Source organism: Krasilnikovia sp. MM14-A1004, from assembly GCF_047159485.1.
Lineage (GTDB): Bacteria > Actinomycetota > Actinomycetes > Mycobacteriales > Micromonosporaceae > Actinoplanes.
The window spans coordinates 5,000,823-5,019,554 of sequence record NZ_AP038773.1; the positions used below are offsets into that span (position 1 = coordinate 5,000,823).

The window sequence follows — 18,732 nt, forward strand, 5'->3', positions numbered from 1 at the left end:
TCGTGGTGCGGGGCTCGGGCGGGGGTCATGCCGCCTCCGCGGGAGGCGGCAGCGTACGGATGCGACGGCCCAGCGTGGGAAGGGCGACCAGCGCCGAGACCACGCCCATGAAGACGAAGACCCAGTCCGGGCCCCAGTGGTCGAAGACGGCACCGATGACGACGATGCCGAGCGGCTGGGCGATGTACGACAGGAACATCACCGCTCCCAGCACCCGTCCCTGCAGCGCGTCGGGCACCAGCACGGCGACGTACGCGAAGAACAGCGCGTTGACGCTCGGGCCGCGCAGGAACACGCAGGCGAGGATGACGCCCAGGCTGAGCACGCCGGGGACGGTGGCCAGCAGGACGGCCGCGACCGGTCCGGCCCACGCCGCCACGAGGAAGATCGTCGACGGGCGCCACCGCTTGATCACCTGGGTGGCCACGGCCGCGCCGACCAGGCCACCGGCCCCCGCCACGCTGAGCATGAGGCTGATCTCGGCTTCCGAGGCGTGGCGTTCCCGGGCGGTGGCGATCAGCGCCAGGAACGCCCCGGTGTGGTTGAAGGCCATGTTGGAGCCCATCAGCCAGACGATCCAGACCAGCAGGATCGGCTGCCGGCGGATGAAGCGGAAGCCGTCGCTGACCCGCCGCTTCGGCTCCTCCCGCTCGGCGGGCTGCGGCGGCGCCTGCAACGGCCGCCGGATGAACAGCAGGGCCAGCGCCGAGCAGACGAAGGTGAGGCCGGTGGCGAGGAACGGGACCGCCCGGCCGACGGCGAACAGCGAACTGCCGATCGGCGAGCCGACCACCGTCGCGCCCAGCGGACGGATCTGGTTCTGCGCGGCCGCCCGGGTGACCTGCGAGGCCGGGACGAGCTGCTTGATCGCCGCCAGGGCGGGCGGGTTGGACAGCCCGAGAAACGCCGACGCCGCGACCACGATCGTGAGGGTGACGGCCAGGTTCGCACGGTCCGCGGCGACCAGCGCGGCGAACAGCCCCAGCAGCACCACCCGGGCCGTGTCGCAGATGATCAGCAGGCGACGCCGGTCGAACCGGTCGGTCAGGGCACCGCCCGGGATCGACATCACTCCGACGACCAGGAGCTGGGTCGCGCCGACCGCACCGGCGTAGGTCGCCGAGCCGGTCGTGGCCAGGATCAGCAGCGGATAGGCGACCTCGGCGGACTCCTTGCCGACGGTGGCGAGGAACCGGCTGATCCACAGTGCCTGGAAGCCGCCGTTGCGCCACAGCGACGGCTCCGGCCGTTCGTCGTCCGGCGAGACGGTGGCCGGCGGCGGCGCGGCGGCGGTCATCGGCGGGCCCCCTTCGGCGCGTGATCCGCGGGCTGGGCCAGCACGGCCGACAGCTGCACGGCGAGGTCCTGGGCGTCCCCGGCCAGCATCGACCAGTGGTCACCCGCGACGGGCCGCACATCGACCCGCGAGTAGAGCCCGGACAGCCGCCGCCGCACCCGCGCCGCGACCTCGTCGCGGGCCGCCGCGCCGGTCGCCGGGAAGGCCGTGGCCGGGCAGGGCACCGGACCCGGCCGGTACGCCAGCAGCGCCCCGATGTTGGCCCCGAACCGGCTGCCCGGCGCCGCGGCGCCCCCGGCCGGTCCCCTGCCGAGCCGGGCGTTCAGGGCCAGCCGCAGGTTGCTGACGAGGTAACCAGGGTGGGCGCCGACGGGCAGCCCGCGGGTCCGCGGCGGAAAGCCGTCGATCGCCAGCAGCATCTCGACCTCGTGGCCCGCCGCGACCAGCTGGGCGGCCATCTCGTGCGCCACCACGGCCCCGAAGGACCAACCACCGATCGTGTACGGGCCCCGGTCGTCGACCTGCCGGATCGCGTCGAGGTGGCGGGCGGCGATCCGGGCGATGGACGGCCGTTCCCGCCGCCCGGACGCCGGGCCCTGATCAAGCCCGTAGAGGGCCCGGTCGGTGTCGACGAGGCCGGCCAGGACCCGATAGCTCGCCGTGGAACCCAGGGCGTCGGCCGCGAGGAAGACCGGGCGCCCGCCGTCGCCGGCACGCAGGGGCACCAGCCCCGGGGGTGTGATCACCTGGTTCCCGCTGCCCTGCGCGGTCAGTTCGATCAGCGCCCCGAAGGTCGGCCGCCGGGAGAACTCGGCCACGCTCAGGTCACCGCCGAGCCGTTCCCGTACCTTGCCGATCAGGCTGACGACCATCAGCGACTCGCCGCCGAGCGCGAAGAAGTCGTCGGAGTCGGCGGCCGTTGACACGCCCAGCGCCGCGCACCACAACCCCTCCAGCACGGCGCGGCGGTCGCCGGCGGGGCGCGGTACTGTCCCGGTCCCGGTGACAGCGGCCTGCTCCGGCGCTCGGGCGGGGTCCGCCGATTCCAGCGGGTTCGGTGGCAGTGAGCAACGGATCGGCGCGCCCGGCAGCTCACCCACCGGTACGTCGATGCCGCGCTCCCACAGCGCGCCGAGCCCGTCGAGCAGGGCCCGCTCATCGTCATCGGTGTCCCGGCCGAGCAGGGTGACGGTGACCGCGTCGGCGTTCCAGTCCGGATGGCGGCGCAGCGCACCGAGCATCGAGGTACCGGGCCCGAGCTCCACGAACGTGTCACAGCCGGCACCGAGCAGCGTGGCCGCGCCGGCACCCAACCGCACGGTCCGGCGCAGCTGCCGCGCCCAGTACTCGGCCGCCGGTACGTCCTGCCCCGCCGCCCATCCCCCGCTGGCGTTCGACACCATCCGGACCCGGGGCAGGCGGCCCGGCGTCGCCCGGACCGCAGCGCGCAGTGCCTCCGCGGCCGGCTCCATCGCGGCGGAGTGGAATGCCCGGTTGGTGGCCAGCGGGCGGGTCTCCCAACCGGTGAGGGCCGGACCGGCCAGCAACTCGTCCATCGCGGCAGCGGGGCCGGACAGCACCGTCCAGCCGGATCCGGCGACCGCGATCTCGATCTCGTCGCCGATACGGCCGGACAGCTCCTCGGCCTCGGCACTCACGGTCACCATCCGGCCCGGCCGAGTGTCCCGCATCGCCGTGGCCCGTTCGTAGACCAGACGTGTCGCGTCCTGCGGAGTCCACACTTCGGCGATCAGCGCGGCCGCGTACTCGCCGATGCTGTTGCCGAGCAGGGCGGCCGGGCGCAGACGCCAGTCGTGCAGCTGGCGGCCCAGGGCGTAGCCGAGCGCCAGCAGCCCGAGTTGCTGGTGGACGGTGTCGGCGAACCACTCGGCACCGGCCCTGCCCCGGTGGACGACCGGGCCCAGGTCCACCCCGTGCCACCGGCGCGCACTGTCGGCGATCGTGTCGAAATGCCCGGCGAACCCGGGCAGCAGACGGTACGCGGCCGCACCGGCGGCGTGCCGCAGCGTGCCCTGGCCGGGGAAGAGGAAGCCGACCCGGTCCGTGGCCACGGCGTCCCGCACGGCCGGGGCGACGGCGCTCAACCGCTCGGCCGCTTCGGCGGGAGTCCGCGCGGCCACGGCGTACCGGTGGCCGAACTGCCGGCGTCCCGCCAGCGTCCGGGACACCGCGGGCAGGGACAGGTCGGGCCGGTCGCCGAGGTGCGTGGCGAGGTCCTCCCGGAGGGTGTGCAGCCGGCCGGGGGACGGCGCGGAGAACGCGAGCAGGCTGAGCCCCTGGCGTACGGGCCGATGCGCGGGCCGCGGCGCCGCCTCGACGATCACGTGCGCGTTGGTGCCGCCGACCCCGAACGAGCTGACCGCGGCCAGCGGGACGCCCCGGTCCGGCCACGGCTGCCGCCGGGTGCAGACCTGGAACGACGTCGCCTCGATCTTCAGCAACGGGTTGGGTGCGGTGAAGTGCAGGGTGGGTACCAGCTCGCGGTGCTCCAGCATGAGAGCCGTTTTGATCAGCGCCGCCACCCCGGCGGCCGACCCGGTGTGCCCGATGTTGCTCTTCACCGCGCCCAGCCAGCAGGGCGGGGCGGTGTCGGCGTCGGCGTCGGCGTCGGCGTGGAAAGCGTCGGTCAACGCCTGGAACTCGATCGGGTCGCCGATCCGGGTCCCGGTGCCGTGCGTCTCCACGTGGTGGATGTCCGCGGGGTCGACCTCGGCGACCTTCTGCGCGAACACGATGGCGTCCCGCTGCCCGGCGACCGACGGCGCGGTGAAGCCGATCTTGTCGCTGCCGTCGTTGTTGATGGCCGAGCCCCGGATGACCGCGACGATCCGGTCACCGTCGCGCAGCGCGTCCGCCAGCCGGCGCAGCACCACCACCCCGACGCCCTCACCCGGCACGGTGCCCGCGGCCCGCTCGTCGAACGGCCGGCAGTACCCGTCCGGCGACAGGATGCCGCCCTCCTGGTAGAGGTAGCCCCGCACGCCGTCGCCGGCCAGCGAGACACCGCCGGCCAGGGCGGCGTCGCATTCGTACGCCAGCAGGCTCTGCACCGCCATGTGCACCGCGGTCAGCGACGTGGAGCAGGCGGTCTGCACGGTGACCGCGGGGCCGCGCAGGCCGAGCTTGTAGGCCACCCGGGTGGTCAGGAAGTCGGGCCGGCGACCGATCAGGCGCAGCAGCGGATCGACGTCCCGGCCGGCGGTGGGGACCGGTTCCTCGGCGCCCGCGTACACGCCGATCAGCCCGGGGAACCGGGTGGGGTCGAGGCCGGCGTCGTCGATGGCCCGGGCGGCGCATTCGAGGAAGATCCGCTGCTGCGGATCGATGGTGGCGGCCTCGGCCCGGCTGTAGCCGAAGAAGGTCCAGTCGAAGTTGCGGGAGCCGGCCACCACGCCTTCGGCCGGTACGAAATCCGGTCGCCGTACCAGATCGGGATCGTGTCCCCGCGCCACCAGGTCGTCGCGGTCGTAGCGGGTGATGCCGTCCACGCCGGAGCGCAACGCGGTCCAGAAGTCGTGCAGGGTCGGCGCGCCCGGATAGCGGCAGGCCATCCCGGTCACGGCGATGGAGGTCTCGTCGGGCATGCTCACCTCCGGACGTGACGCTGCTGGGCGTACTGCCGCCGCGCGGCGCCGCGCCGGTCGAGGTCGCTGTCGCTCGACGGGTCGGTGGCGGACCGGCCGGCGCCGGCGAGGTATCGCGCCATCGAACGGACGGTGCAGTGTTCGAACAGCCGCTGGATCGGCAGGTCGAGCCGGAACTGCCGGCACAGGTCGGCGTGCAGCGTGATCAGCTTGAGCGAGTTGCCGCCCCGGTCGAAGAAGTTGTCGTCGAGCCCGATGTCCGCGCGGCCCAGGACGGTGCGCCAGAGCTCGGCGACCCGGCCGGTCAGCGCGCCGTCGGCCTCCACCGGTGAGCCGTCCTGTGCTGTCTCCGGTCGTTCCGCGGCCGACGGGGCGGCTCCCGGGCCGGCTTGGCGGGTGAGTCCCGTGTCGAGTCCACGCACCGTCCGCTCCGGGTCGGTCAGGAACGCCTCCAGGGTCCGGACGAACTGGGTGGCCAGCTCGGCTGCGGCGGCCGCACCGAGCCGGTCACCCCGATACAGCAGCGAGCCGGTCAGCCGGTCACCGACGACGGTGAGTCCCAACGTGACGGCGAACTTGCCCACCAGCTCGGTGCCCCGGGTCATCGACAGCGGGGTGAGCAGGCACCCGCCCAGGCTCGGTGGCGTCGCTGCCTGCACCTGCGGGGCGAGCACCACGTCGAGATACGGCGTCGAGTCGGCCGAGCGGGGCGGGTTGAGCGCCGAGACGACCGCGCCGAACGGTACGGCCGACTCCTCCAGGGCCTCCAGCACGCCGTCCCGGGCCGACTCCAGCATCTGCGCCACGGTCGTGGCCGCGGTGCAGGTGGAGCGCACCACGACGGTGTTCAGGCAGGGCCCGACCACCGTACGGAACTCGTCACCGGTCCGGGTGCTGGTGGGGAAGCCGAAGGTCAACTCGTCGCTGCCGGTCCAGCGGTGCAGCACTCCGCCGAGCGCGGCCGCGCAGACCATGAACCACGACATGCCTCGTTCGTCCTGGAGCCGGCGGATCCGGTGCAGCATGTCGGCCGGGATCGGCAGCGGGACGGCACCGGGGACCTCCGGGTGCTCCGGCACGTGGATCGGCAGCCGGCTCGGTGCGCCGCGCAGCCGCTTCACCGTACGGTCGAGAATGGCCGGATCCGCGAGTTCGGTGACCGCGAGCAGCTCCCGGAACTGCCGCACCGGCGTACCGGCCACCTCGTCGCCCGCGTAGTACCGGGACAGCTCATCGAGGACGAGGCTGAGTGATCCGATGTCGAAGATCAGGTGGTGCACGGTGAACGTGAGCACCTGGCCGGACCCGGTCTCGATCACCGACATGCGCAGCAGCGGGCCGGATTCGAGGTCGAACACCTGCGCGCCCTCGGCCTCCAGCAGCCCTTCCAGCGCGGCGTCGTCGGCACACCGGCGCCGTTCGACGATCGGCGTCCACGGTGCCCGGACGACCTGGTGCAGTGCCCCGTCGCGCTCCGCGAACGTGGTGCGCAGCGCCTCGTGCCGCTCGATGACCTTCGCCAGCGCCCCGGCCAGCCGGTCGGCGTCGAGACGGCCGGAGAGCCGCCAGGCGAACGGCACGTTGTAGAGGCCGGTGGAGCCCTCCAGCTTCTGCGCGGCCCAGATCCGCTGCTGGAAGTCGGCGGCCGGCACTTCCCGCGGCTGGGGCGCGGCAGTCGCGGGCGGCGGGCCGTCCGCGCTCCGGTCGATCAGCGCGGCGAGGTCGCTGAGCCGCGGGTGGCGGAACAGCTCGCGCAGCTTGAGCTGCACCCCGAGCTGGTCCCGGATACGGGTCGCCAGGGTGAACAGGCGCAGCGAGTGTCCGCCGAGGTCCCAGAAGGACGCGTCGCGGGAGGTGACCGGCACTCCGAGCAGATCCGTCCAGAGCTGTGCCAGGTGCCGCTCGGTGGGGGTGGCCAGGCCGCCGGGCGGCTCCGGCCGGGCGTCGGCGGCCGCTGACCGGTGCGCGCGCAGCGACCGGCTGATCGCGGCCCGGTCGGCCTTGCCGGTCGGGCCGATCGGCAGCCGGGACAGCGGCATCCACCGGGCGGGCACCATGTACCCGGGCAGGCGCTCGGCCAGCCGCGCGGAGAGCACCGCCGCGAGTTCGTCCGTGGACACCTCCGGCCGGGGACTCGGCAGTACGGCGCCGACCAGCTCCGCCGCGTCGCCGTCGCCGTCCTTGTCGACGAACGCCGCCTCCACCAGGCCGGTGGCGACCGCCGCCCGCTCGATCTCCTCCAGCTCGATCCGGAACCCGCGGAGCTTGACCTGCCGGTCGCGCCGGCCGAGCATCTCCAGCGCGTCACCGGCCACCACGCGCACCAGGTCGCCGGTGCGGTAGATGCGTTCGCCGGTGCGTGGCTCGCTCACGAACCGCTGACCGGTGAGTTCCGGGCGGTTGAGATAGCCGTCCGCCACTCCGGGGCCGCCGATGCACAGCTCGCCGGACTCACCCGCCGGCACCGGCGCGAGGGCGTCGTCGAGGACGTACAGGGTGGTCTCCTGCAGTGGATAGCCGATCGGGATGCGGTCGCGGCCCGCCAGGCTTTCCGGGGTGCAGTGGAACCAGGTGGCGAAGGCGGTCGCCTCGGTCGGGCCGTAGCCGTTGATCAGCCGTCCGGGCGGGCCCTCGGCGAGTACCCGGAGGGTGGCGGGCAGTTCCAGTTGTTCACCGCCGACGACGAGGTTGCGCAGCGTACCGAAGGCGGCGGGCCGTTCCCGGGCGACCGTGTGGAACAGCGAGGTGGTGAGGAACATCGTGATGATCCGCTCGTCCCGCAGCAGCGCCACCCACTCGTCCATGTTCATGTCGCTGACCAGCGGAAACGGCACGACGGTGCCGCCGGAGGCGAGCGTGGACCAGACTTCGCAGGTGGTGACGTCGAAGGCCGGGTTACAGGTGTTCGCCACCCGGTCACCTGCGCTGATGGGGCAGTACTCCGCGCCGGTGACGAGGCTGACCACCGCGCGGTGGGGGATCACCACCCCCTTGGGACGGCCGGTCGATCCGGAGGTGTAGGTGACGTACAACGGATCCTCGCCGCCGGCCCCGGCGATGTCCGGCAGGTCGCCCTCGCCTTGCTGCGCCTCGACCGTCAGGACGGGAACCGACGGGGAAATCCCGCGCCGCCCCGCGCCCTCGGCGACGATGGCCGCCGTCACCGCGGCGTCGGTCGTGATGTCGGCGACCCGGTCCCGCGGCGCCTGCGGATCCAGCGGCAGGTACGCGGCACCGGCGCGGGCGACGGCCAGGTAGGCGACCACGGAGTTCACCGACCGGTCCAGCGCGACCGCAACCCGGTCCGTACGGCGTACCCCCGCCTCGCGCAGCGCCGCGGCCAGCCGGCCGGCGAGCCGCCACAGCTCGTCGTAGGTGAGGAAGTGGCCGGTCATCGGGTCGTGCACGGCGATCGCCTCGGGCTGCCGGCGTACCCAGTGGTGCACCAGGTCGGGAACGCCTCCCGCCCGGCCGAGCCGCCTGCGGTCGACCTTGCCGTTGGGGGTGAGCGGCAGCGCGGCCAGGAACCCGATCTCCTCCGGGATCATGAAGCTGGGCAGCCGGTCCGCGAGGTCGCGACGCAGCTCGGCGTCGTCGGCGTGACCGTCCACCGGCACCACCCAGGCGCGGATCCGCCCTCCGCCGTCACTGTCCTTGTCCACGGCCACCGCCGCCTGCGCCACCCGCGGGTGCGCGGCCAGCGCGGCCTCGATCTCGGCGGGCTCGATCCGGAACCCATGGATCTTCACCTGGTCGTCGATCCGGCCGAGGTAGTGCAGCTGTCCCTGCTCGTCCCAACGGACGAGGTCGCCGGTGGCGTACAGCCGGTCGCCCGGGGCGCCGAACGGATCGGGCACGAAGCGCATGCCGGTCAGGTCGGGCCGGCCCCGGTAGCCGCGCGCCACTCCCGGTCCGCCGATGTACAGCTGCCCGGCCTCGTACGGCGGCAGCAGCCGGCCGTGCTCGTCCAGCACGTACACCCGGGTGTTGTCCATCGGCTCCCCGATCGGGATGTCGTGGTCGGCGCGGGTGCCGGGGTGGATCCGGTAGCGGGTCGCGAAGGTCGTGGCCTCGGTCGGGCCGTACCCGTTGACGATGGTGATGCCGGCGCAGGCCGCGGCGATCCGGTCCACCGCGCGCCGGGACACCACATCGCCGCCGGTCCACACCTCCCGGATGCCGTTCAGGCATCCGGGGTCGCCGTCCGCGAGCGCGCTGAACAGGCCGGCGGTGAGCCACAGCGCGGTGATCCGGCCGGCGCCGATGAGCCGTCGCAGCAGCGGTGCGGTGACGTCCTCCGCAGACACCACGACCCGGCCGCCGATGAGCAGCGGCACCCACAGCTCGTACGTCGAGGCGTCGAAGGCGTGCGGGGAGTGGAACAGCACGCGCTCGTGTGCCCCGCCGCGCCAGATCCGGTCCAGGGCCAGGGCGATGACGTTGCGGTGGGTGACCTCGACGCCCTTCGGCTCCCCCGTGGAGCCGGAGGTGTGCATGACGTAGAACGTCGCGTCGGGCCCGGGCGTGGCGTCGGCGAAGTCGGCGGCCCCGTCGTCGTCCGGCGAGCCGGCCAGCACCAGCGGAAGCCCGTACTCCCGCGCCTGCTGGCCGGTGGAGCGGTCGGCCACGACCAGCGAGCAACCCGATCGCTGGAGCATCGTGCGCACCACCGGGGCCGGGTAACGCGCGTCGAGCGGCACGAAGGCGTAACCGGCCCTGGCGATCGCGAGCAGGGCGACGACGAGGTCCGCGGAGCGCCGCATCCGGACGGCCACCGCACCACCGGCGGGCACACCGTGGCCGGCCAGCCGGGCGGCCAGGCGGGCGGCCCGGCGGCCCAGTTCGGCGTACGTGAGGGTGCCGTCCTGCGACTCCACCGCGATCGCGTCCGGATCGCGCGCCACCTGCAGGTCGAAGACCTGCGGCACGGTGAGGTCGGGCAGGGCGACGGCGGTGCCGTTCCACTCGTGCAGCAGCCGCTGCCGGTCCTGGACACTCAGGTGGGACGCGGGGTCTGCCGGTGCGCCGCCGGCACCGTGCCGTTCGGACGGCGGGTCGCTGTCGTGAAGGTGCCGGTCAACGGCGTCGAAGGCAGCCACATTCCCTCCGTGGTGTGCTGGCTGGCGATGGTCCGGCTGAGGTCGTCGCCGGTCGGGACGTGCCGCGGGCGGATCAGGTGCCCGCGACAGAGTGGACGGTCAGGGTCCGGCAGCCGGCACCCAGCACACAATGGGTCAATGATGGATCTCAATGTTGCGTACTATCGCTTGTGTCGCCGGTAATCCTGACGCGGCAGAGCAGGCGGGTCGAGGAGAGAAAACCGGAGACTTCACCGGAGACCGGAGGTTCCCAACGGGGGATGGATCGTCGGGGTCCGCTCGCCGCCCCGACCGATGTGACCGAACGCAGGCGGGAAGAAACGGGGACAAGCTCTTGCGTGGCCAGCAGGATTTCGGGCGGTTGCTCCGGCGCCACCGGAGAACCGCACAGCTGACACAGGAAGAACTGGCGGAGCGAGCGGGGATCAGCTCCCGGACGGTCCGCGACGTGGAGCGGGGCGCGGTACGGGCGCCGCGCCGAAGTTCACTCGAAGCACTCGCCGACGCCCTCGCCCTGCCCGACTCGGAGCGTGCCGCCTTCTTTCAGACCGCACGCTCCACCCGCTGGCAGTCCGAGCCGGCCACGGCCCCGCCCGACCCGACCGGCACGGTCACGGGCGACCCCACCGGAGCGACCGACGACGGTACGGCGGAGCGGACCGACCCGCCGCCACGTGAACTGCCCGCCGACACGCCGTTCTTCACCGGCCGGACTCGTGAGCTGGACACACTCGGCCGACGCCGGCCCGAGGCCACGCGGCCGGAGATCGTCGCGATAGTCGGCATCGCCGGCGTCGGCAAGACGGCGCTGGCCGTGCACTGGGCGCACCGGATAGCCGCCGACTTCCCGGACGGCCAGCTCTACGTCGACCTGCGCGGATACGACCCGGACCGGCCACTGCGGACCATCGACGCACTGGCCGGTTTCCTGCGCTCCCTGGGTGTCGACGGTGATCGCATTCCGGTGGACGAGGAGGACGCGGCGAAACTGTACCGGTCGCTGCTGGCGGACAAGCGCGTGCTGGTGGTCGCGGACAACGCGCGCACGCCGGAGCAGGTCAGGCCGCTGCTGCCCGGCCTCGGCGAGAGCCTGGTGATCGTCACCAGCCGCCACTCCCTGACCGGCCTGGTGGCCCGGGACGGCGCCCGCCGGATCCTGCTCAACGTGCTGCCGGAGAAGGACGCGGTGGCGCTGCTGACCCAGATCCTGGGCGCCGAACGGGTCGCCGCCGAGCCCCTCGCCGTCTCCGAACTGGCGCAGCGGTGCAGCTGCATCCCGTTGTCCCTGCTGACCGCGGCAGCCAACCTCGCCTTCCGCAAACACCGCCCGATCAGCGATTTCGTGCTGGCCCTCACCAAGGGTGATCCGCTGGTCGAGCTGACCCTCGACGGGGACCAGTCGGGCAGCGTCCGGGCGGTCTTCGACGAGACCTACGCCACCCTGCCGGCCGCCGAGCAGCGGGCGTTCCGGCTGGTGAGTCTGGTGCCGGGCCCCAGCTTCACCACGGACGCCGCGGCCGCCCTGCTCGATGCGCCCGGGTCCGAGGCGGAACGACTGCTGCACGGCCTGGCCACCGCCCACATGATCAACGAGCAGAGCTTCGGCCGGTACACCCTGCACGACCTCATCCGCTCCTTCGGCAAGGACCTGGCCGCAAGCGCCGGCGACGACACCGGCGCGGCGACCGAGCGCCTGCTGACCTGGAGCCTCGACACCACCCTGGCCGCGGCTGCTCTGGTGTCGCCGGAGCGGATCCGCCTGCCACGGCCGCCCGGCGGCCCACCGGCCCGCGGCCTCACCTTCGAGGACCGCGCGGCGGCACTCGCCTGGTTGGCCGCGGAGCGGCGCAACCTGGTGGCGGCCGTGCACCATGCCGCCCAGTACGGCCCGGCGCCGCTGAGCTGGTACCTGGTCGACGCCCTCCGCGGGTTCTTCTGGCTGAACAGCCCGTCCGTGGAATGGCTGGGCTGCGCGGAGGCCGCGCTCGCCGTGGCCCGCGAGCACGAGGCGGCCGACGGCGAGGCGGCGGTCTCCCTGGGCATCGCGCAACTGCTCCTGCACCACGGCCGGCACCGGGAGTCCCTGCAGCTCTACCTCGAATCGCTGGCCGCGATGCGCCGGGCCGGCTGGGCCATCGGCGAGGTGACGGCGCTGAGCCACATCGGCAACGTCCACATGCACGCCGGACGTCTCGGGTCCGCCCGCGACATGCAACAGCAGGCGCTGAGCATGTCGCAGCGCCTCGGGCTCGACAAGGGCAAGGCGTTCGCTCTGCACGCCCTCGGCCGCATCGAGTGGTACGCCGGTGAGCTGGAACTCGCCCGCACACTGGTGCAACGGTCGTACGCCATCTGCGTACGGCTCGGCGACGACTACGGCGCGGTCTACGCGCTGATCGAGCTCGCGATGGTCGACACCGACCTGGGGCGCCACGAGGCGGCCCTGGAAGCGCTGCACGAGAGCTTCCGGCAGGCAGCCAAGCTGGGAACGCCGGTGCTCCAGGTGCGGTGCCGCAACACGCTGGCGCACATCCACCGCCGCCTGGGACACGACGCCGAGGCGGCGGTCCAGTACGAGAAGGCGGTCGAGCTGGCCCGGGGCATCAACATCAAGGTGCACGAGGCCGAGGCAGTGATCGGGCTGGCGGCGCTCGCGGTGAACGGCGGCGACCTGCGGCAGGCCGAGCTGCATGCCCAGGCGGCACTGGCGATCTGCCGTCCGGCCGGCTTCGCCCTGCTGGAGGCGGACACCTACGCGATCATGGCGGAAATCTGCAGCCGGGAGGGTCTCGTCGCCGAGGCGGACGCGTACCACGACGTCGCCCTGGCGATGTACGAGGAGACCGGGTATCTGCTGGGGAGGACTCATCTGCTGGCGATGCCGCACGCGGCCCGGCGGCCGCCCACCGCGGCGGCCATCGGCTGACGTCGCGATCTCGAAACCGTGGAGGGCTGGTGCGCAACCGCACCGGCCCTTCCGGCGCCCGGTCCGGCATTGGCCGGGCGCGGCGCGGCCCCGTAGCGTGCACCTGTGGATGACGTACCCGCGCTGGTCACGCTGCATGTGTGGCGGGTGCCGCGGCGTGCGCTCGGTGCCGCACTGCTGCGGATGGCCCGCGAGCCGCGGCGGCTGCGGGCGCTGCCCGGCGTGCGGTTCGCCAAGCTGCTCGGCACCGGCACGGGCACCGGATTCGGCCCGGCAGACGCCGACCTCACCCGGTACGCGGCCCTGCTCACCTGGGCCGAGGAGCCGAGCCCGGCGGAGTTGCTCACGGTCGACGCGGGGTGGGCGGGCGTGGCGGCCGGGTCGGCGCGGCTGGACCTGACGCCCCGCTCCAGCCGCGGCCTCTGGTCCCGGGCGGCGCCGTTCGGAGCCCCGGACACCACCCGGGAATACGCGAACCAGGCGGAGGGAAACCGGGAGAACGCGGACGGGATCGTGCTGGCGCTGACCCGGGCCCGGTTGCGACCCGCGCGGGCGGTGACGTTCTGGCGGGCGGTCCCGCCGGTGGCGGCCGCGTTGCACCGGGCGCCCGGGCTGCTCGCCCGGTTCGGTATCGGGGAGGCGCCGATCGGCTGGCAAGGCACGGTCACCGTGTGGCGCAGCCGGGCGGATCTCGCCGGGTTCGCGTACCGTACGCCGGAGCACCGCGCGGTGATCGCGCGGACCCCCACGGACCGGTGGTACGCGGAGGACCTGTTCGCCAGGTTCGCGGTGCGCGGGATCGACGGCGACCGGGCCGTCCTGGGGTGGCGCGAGGGAGGGCGGTCGCAGCGATGAGGCTGGTGCCGTGGCAGCCGGACGATCTGCTCCGGCGGCTCGACGACGTGGTGAGCGTGTACGGCGAGGCGATGGGCTACCGCGCCGAACTGTTGCAGACCCGGCGCGGCTACATCGGCGCCCACGCCCGCCGCCCCGGCTTCCGGGCGGTCGCCACGCTGACCACGGACGGCCGGCTGGCCGGTTTCGGGTACGGCTACACGTCCGGCCCCGGCCAGTGGTGGCACGACCAGGTGCGTACCGCGCTGGACGAGCCGGGCCGCCGCCGCTGGCTCACCGACTGCTTCGAGGTGGTGGAGCTGCACGTACGCCCCAGCGCGCAGGGGCACGGGGTGGGCGCCCGCCAGCTGCGCGCCCTGCTGGCCATGGCGGCCGGGACGACCGTGCTGCTGAGTACGCCCGAGGCCGACGAGCAGGCCTCGCGGGCCTGGCGGCTGTACCGCCGGTTCGGCTTCGTGGACGTGCTGCGCGACTTCTACTTCCCCGGCGACGAGCGCGCGTTCGCGATCCTGGGCCGGGACCTGCCGCTGGCGGAGCGGGCAGCGCCCGAGGACGCCCCGGGCATCGTCGGCATCTGACACCGTGACGAAGCCGGACACCCGCGCGCTGCCGTGGGTGCTGCTCGGCACCCTGGTGCTGGCCCAGATCTGCTATCCGCTGACCGGCGGCACCACCCGGGCCGGGCTGACGGTCGGCACGGTGCTGCTGGGCTGCCTGCTGTCGGTGACGCACGCGCTGCTCACGCGCGGGGCGCGGGCCGCGGCCGCGCTGGTCGCCACGGCCACCGTGGGCGGGTTCGCGGTGGAGGCGGTGGGGGTGGCCACCGGGTTCCCGTTCGGGACGTACGACTACTCCGGGCGGCTCGGGCCGCGGCTGCTCGGCGTGCCGCTGGTGATCCCGCTGGCGTGGACGTGGATGGCGTGGCCCGCGTGGCTGGCCGCGCTGCGGCTCGCGCGCCGCCGGGCGGCGCGGATCGTCCTGGCCGCCGTGGGCCTGGCCGCGTGGGATCTGTTCCTGGATCCGCAGATGGTCGCCGAGGGTTACTGGGCGTGGCACTCCCCCACTCCCGCGCTGCCCGGCGTCCCTGGCGTCCCGGTCGGCAACTACCTGGGCTGGGTCGGCTTCGCGCTGCTGCTCATGGCGGTGCTGGCGGCCACGGCGGGACCCGCCGCGGCCGCGCCGGACATCCGGGACGGACCGATGATCGCGCTCTGGCTCTGGACGTACGCTTCGTGCGTGCTCGCGCACGCCGTCTTCCTGGACCTGCCCGCGTCCGCGCTCTGGGGCGCGGTAGTCATGGGCGCAGTGGTTGTGCCGCTGCTGGTGCGGCTGCGCCGCCGGAGACTCCCATGATCGGAGCGATCGCGCTGCTGCCGTGGCTGACGCTGCTCGGGCACACGGCGCTCAACGCCGCGCTGCTGCGCCGCCCGCCCCGGAGCGCGACGACCACCGAGCGGGTGGCGGTGCTGCTGCCACTGCGCGACGAGGCCGACCGCGTCGCCCCGTGCCTGCGGGCGCTGCTGGCCCAGACCGGGGTGGCGCGCCTGGAGGTGATCGTGCTCGACGACGGGTCGAGCGACGGCACGGCGGAGGTCGTGCGGACCATCGCGGGCGATCGGGTACGGCTGCTCACCGGTTCCGCTCCGCCGCCGGGATGGCTGGGCAAGCCGTACGCATGCGCGCGGCTGGCCGACGCCGCGGGCGACGCGGACGTGCTGGTGTTCGTGGACGCGGACGTCGTGCTGGCGCCCGACGCCGTGGCGGGAGCGGTGACCACCCTGCGCGCGGCCGGGGCGCAGCTGCTGTCGCCGTATCCGCGGATCACCGGGGCGGGGCGGCTGGTGCAGCCGCTGTTGCAGTGGTCGTGGCTGACCTTCCTGCCGCTGCGGGCGATGGAACGCTCGCCACGGCCGTCGCTGGCCGCCGCCGGTGGCCAGTGGCTGGTCGCGGATCGGACGGGCTACCAGCGGGCGGGCGGGCATGCGGCCGTACGCGGCGAGGTGCTGGAGGACATCGGCCTGGCGCGGGCGGTGAAGCGGGCGGGGGGCAGGATCGCCCTGGCCGACGGCTCGCGGCTGGCCGACTGCCGGATGTACGCGTCGTGGCGCGAGCTGTCCGACGGCTACGCGAAGTCCCTGTGGGCGTCGTTCGGCTCCCCGGCCGGGGCGGCCGCCGTCGTGTCGCTGCTGGCCCTGCTGTACGTGGCGCCGCCCGTGGCCACGGTCGGGTTCCTGGTGGCGGGCCGGCCGGGGACGGCGCTGTGGTGCGGGTGCGCGTACCTGTCGGGGGTCGCCGGCAGGGTGGTGTCCGCCGCCGCGACCGGCGGGCGGATCTGGCCGGACCCGCTGGCCCATCCCCTGTCCATCGTGGCCTTCGCGATCCTCGTGGGACGCTCCTTCGCCCGCCGCCGCCGCGGGCTGCTGAGCTGGCGCGGGCGACCTCTGACCGGAGAGTTGTCGTGAGCCGGGTCGTCGTGGTCGGGGCGGGGGTCGGCGGCCTGACCGTGGCGGCGCGACTGGCCGCCTCCGGGCACGAGGTGACGGTGCACGAACGCGCCGGCGTGGTGGGCGGCAAGCTCGGCCGGTACGAGCGGGACGGTTTCGCCTTCGACACCGGGCCGAGCCTGCTCACCCTGCCGCAGGTCTTCGCGGACCTGGTCCCGGGCCTGACCCCGGTGGCCCTGGATCCCGTGGTGCGGCACGTCTTCGCCGACGGGACGGTGCTGGACTCGGCGTCGGATCCGGCGGTGTTCCGGGAACGCATAGCGGCGGCGATGGGCGCCGGTGCCGCCGCGGACTGGGACCGGTTCTGGCGGCGGGCGCGGCGGATCTGGGGCGCGTCGTGGCGTTCCGTGCTGCGGCGCCCGGTGTCTCCCGCGTCGCTGGCCGCGCTGTCCTGGCGGCTGGCCGACCTGCGGGCGGTGGCCCCCGGCCGGTCGCTGCGCGCGCTGGGCTACCGGCACCTGCGCGATCCGCGGCTGCGGATGCTGCTGGACCGGTACGCCACGTACGCGGGGGCGGACCCGCGCCGCGCCCCGGCCGCGCTGGCCGCCATCCCGTACGCGGAGCTGGCGTTCGGCGGCTGGTATCTGCCCGGCGGCCTGCACACCCTCGCCGACGCACTGCTGGCCCGGTGCCGCGCGCTGGGCGTGACCGTGGTGCCGTCCTCGCCGGTGACCGCGATCCGGACGGCGGACGGCCGGGTGTCCGGCGTGGACCTGGCGGACGGCGGCGTGGCGCCGGCGGACATCGTGGTGGCGAACGCGGATGCGCTGAGCGTGTACCGGGACCTGCTGCCCTCGCCGGGACGGCTGGCCGGGCTGGCCGACCGCAGCCTCGCCGGGTTCGTGCTGCTGCTCGGGGTGCGCGGACAGACCCCGGCCCTGGCGCACCACACGGTCTTCTTCCCGTCCTACTACGACGCCGAGTTCGACGCGGTCTTCGGCGATCCGGGAGCGGGTCGCCCGGCCCGGCCAGCGTCGGATCCGGCGGTGTTCGTGACCCGGGCGAACGATCCGGCCACCCACCCGGACGGGGACGAGGCATGGTTCGTGCTGGTCAACGCCCCGCCGCACGGCACCGGGTGGACGGCGGTGGACTGGCGGCGACCGGGTCTTGCGGCGGCCTACGCCGACCACGTGCTGGCGGTGCTGGCCCGCCGGGGCCTGGACGTGCGGGACCGGTTGCGGTTCCGGGACGTGCGCACCCCGGCCGACCTGGCCTCGGCGACCGGCACACCGGGCGGAGCGATCTACGGTACGGCGGGCTCCCTGCTGCGGCCGCGCAACCGCGGGCCGGTGGACGGGTTGTACCTGGTCGGCGGCTCGGCACATCCCGGCGGCGGCCTGCCGATGGTGACCCTGTCCGCCGGCATCGTCGCCGACCTGATCGGACCCGCCGCCACCTCCTCGCCCGGGTCACGGTCAGAGTGCCTGGACGCCCAGCGGTAGGGCTCCGCCCGTACCGATGTGGTCCAGCAGGGAGGTGCGCAGGGCCGCAGCGGCGTGCGGCAGCACCGCGCGCCGCCGGTGGGCCAGCGCGATGGTGCGGCGCATGCCCGGCGGGGCGAGCGGGGTGGCCCGCAGCAGCGGCCGGTTGACCAGCACCATGCTGGGGACCAGCGCCACGCCGAGCCCGGCCTCGACGAACGCCAGCACCGCGTCCATCTCGCCGCCCTCGACCGCGAACCGGGGGGTGAAACCGGCCCGCCGGCACGCTTGCAGGGTGACGTCGCGGATGTCGTAGCCGGGGCGGAACATCACCAGCGGGGTGTCGCGCAGGTCGGCGAGGGCGACCTGATCGTCCACCGTGGGCGGCCGCCGGTCCGAGACGGACGCGACGACGATGCTCTCGCGCAGAATCCCTGTCGCCTCCAGGGCCGGGTCGACGCCCTGCTCGGGCTGCACGATCAGGGCGAGGTCGAGCCGGTGCGCCAGCAGGTCGGCGCTGAGGTCCTGCGAGCTGCCCTCGGTGACGTGCAGCGTGATGTCGGGGTGTGCGGCGCGGAAGCCGCGCAGCACGGCCGGGACCAGCGACGAGCAGAGGCTGGGGGTGGCGCCGAGCCGGACCTCCCCGCGGCGCAGCCCGACGATCTCCGCGACCGCGTCCCGGGCCGCGTCGGCATCCGCGAGGATCCGCAGGGCCAGGGGCAGCAGGGCCTCCCCCGCCTCGGTGAGCGTGACGGCGCCGCGGATGCGCTCGAACAGCGGGGCACCGAGGGTGTCTTCAAGGGTGTGAATCTGCTTACTCAGTGTCGGTTGGCTCACAGCCAAGGATTCCGCGGCCTGAGTGAAATGCCGACTTTGCGCCACCGCTGTGAAGTATCTGAGCTGTTGCAGCTGCATGTCTATAGCTTACGTCTATCGTTACTGCGTCGATCATGCATTGGACGAATGGTCCAGGGTCTTCCTACCGTTCCCCACGTGGCGGTAGACACCAGAACGCGTCCCAC

Annotated in this window: 10 protein-coding genes; 6 read left to right on the plus strand and 4 right to left on the minus strand. The window is 74.0% G+C overall.

All coding sequences use genetic code 11. From position 1 onward, the window contains the following. Window positions 1-25: 25 nt before the first annotated feature. Genes ACMCNN_RS21300 through ACMCNN_RS21310 form a run of 3 tightly spaced genes read right to left on the minus strand, consistent with a single transcriptional unit; the run spans window position 26 to window position 10,001 of the window. Complete coding sequence (locus ACMCNN_RS21300) at window positions 26-1,297, minus strand: MFS transporter (RefSeq protein WP_412742276.1); 1,272 nt, start codon at window positions 1,295-1,297, stop codon at window positions 26-28. Then, window positions 1,294-4,902 carry a type I polyketide synthase gene (locus ACMCNN_RS21305; protein ID WP_412742277.1) on the minus strand — a complete coding sequence of 1,203 codons (3,609 nt, stop codon included), beginning with the start codon at window positions 4,900-4,902 and terminating at the stop codon, window positions 1,294-1,296. Before ACMCNN_RS21305 ends, ACMCNN_RS21300 begins: the two co-directional genes overlap by 4 nt. Before the next feature lie 2 nt (window positions 4,903-4,904). After that, complete coding sequence (locus ACMCNN_RS21310; protein WP_412742278.1) at window positions 4,905-10,001, minus strand: amino acid adenylation domain-containing protein; 5,097 nt, start codon at window positions 9,999-10,001, stop codon at window positions 4,905-4,907. A gap of 151 nt (window positions 10,002-10,152) precedes the next feature. Between ACMCNN_RS21310 and ACMCNN_RS21315 the strand changes: the two genes are divergently transcribed. The 6 genes from ACMCNN_RS21315 to ACMCNN_RS21340 all read left to right on the plus strand — a co-directional run bounded on the left by ACMCNN_RS21315 (window position 10,153) and on the right by ACMCNN_RS21340 (window position 17,731). Further along, window positions 10,153-12,927, plus strand: coding sequence for an ATP-binding protein (locus tag ACMCNN_RS21315; RefSeq protein ID WP_412742279.1), 2,775 nt, complete (start codon window positions 10,153-10,155; stop codon window positions 12,925-12,927). Window positions 12,928-13,032: 105 nt separating this feature from the next. Then, complete coding sequence (locus ACMCNN_RS21320; RefSeq protein WP_412742280.1) at window positions 13,033-13,782, plus strand: monooxygenase; 750 nt, start codon at window positions 13,033-13,035, stop codon at window positions 13,780-13,782. Next, the gene (locus ACMCNN_RS21325; protein ID WP_412742281.1) at window positions 13,779-14,360 is read left to right on the plus strand and encodes a GNAT family N-acetyltransferase; all 582 of its coding nucleotides are present in this window, start codon (window positions 13,779-13,781) and stop codon (window positions 14,358-14,360) included. The genes ACMCNN_RS21320 and ACMCNN_RS21325 overlap by 4 nt, the downstream gene beginning before the upstream one ends. A gap of 4 nt (window positions 14,361-14,364) precedes the next feature. Beyond that, window positions 14,365-15,135, plus strand: a complete 771-nt coding sequence (locus ACMCNN_RS21330) for a carotenoid biosynthesis protein (RefSeq protein WP_412742282.1) — start codon at window positions 14,365-14,367, stop codon at window positions 15,133-15,135. Further along, a complete protein-coding gene (locus ACMCNN_RS21335) occupies window positions 15,132-16,244 on the plus strand; it encodes a glycosyltransferase (RefSeq protein WP_412742283.1) in 1,113 nt (370 codons plus the stop codon). Before ACMCNN_RS21330 ends, ACMCNN_RS21335 begins: the two co-directional genes overlap by 4 nt. After that, the gene (locus ACMCNN_RS21340; RefSeq protein WP_412742284.1) at window positions 16,241-17,731 is read left to right on the plus strand and encodes a phytoene desaturase family protein; all 1,491 of its coding nucleotides are present in this window, start codon (window positions 16,241-16,243) and stop codon (window positions 17,729-17,731) included. Before ACMCNN_RS21335 ends, ACMCNN_RS21340 begins: the two co-directional genes overlap by 4 nt. On the opposite strand, the gene ACMCNN_RS21345 is transcribed toward ACMCNN_RS21340, so the two are convergent. Continuing rightward, window positions 17,705-18,625, minus strand: a complete 921-nt coding sequence (locus ACMCNN_RS21345; RefSeq protein ID WP_412742285.1) for a LysR family transcriptional regulator — start codon at window positions 18,623-18,625, stop codon at window positions 17,705-17,707. The two genes, ACMCNN_RS21340 and ACMCNN_RS21345, sit on opposite strands and share 27 nt — an antisense overlap. Between the last annotated feature and the right edge of the window lie 107 nt (window positions 18,626-18,732).

Coding starts and splice junctions, on each gene's coding strand:
- ACMCNN_RS21300 (WP_412742276.1), bottom strand. CDS start 1,297: ATGACCGCCGCCGCGCCGCCGCCGGCCACCGTCTCGCCGGACGACGAA.
- ACMCNN_RS21305 (WP_412742277.1), bottom strand. CDS start 4,902: ATGCCCGACGAGACCTCCATCGCCGTGACCGGGATGGCCTGCCGCTAT.
- ACMCNN_RS21315 (WP_412742279.1), top strand. CDS start 10,153: ATGTTGCGTACTATCGCTTGTGTCGCCGGTAATCCTGACGCGGCAGAG.
- ACMCNN_RS21325 (WP_412742281.1), top strand. CDS start 13,779: ATGAGGCTGGTGCCGTGGCAGCCGGACGATCTGCTCCGGCGGCTCGAC.
- ACMCNN_RS21335 (WP_412742283.1), top strand. CDS start 15,132: ATGATCGGAGCGATCGCGCTGCTGCCGTGGCTGACGCTGCTCGGGCAC.
- ACMCNN_RS21345 (WP_412742285.1), bottom strand. CDS start 18,625: ATGCAGCTGCAACAGCTCAGATACTTCACAGCGGTGGCGCAAAGTCGG.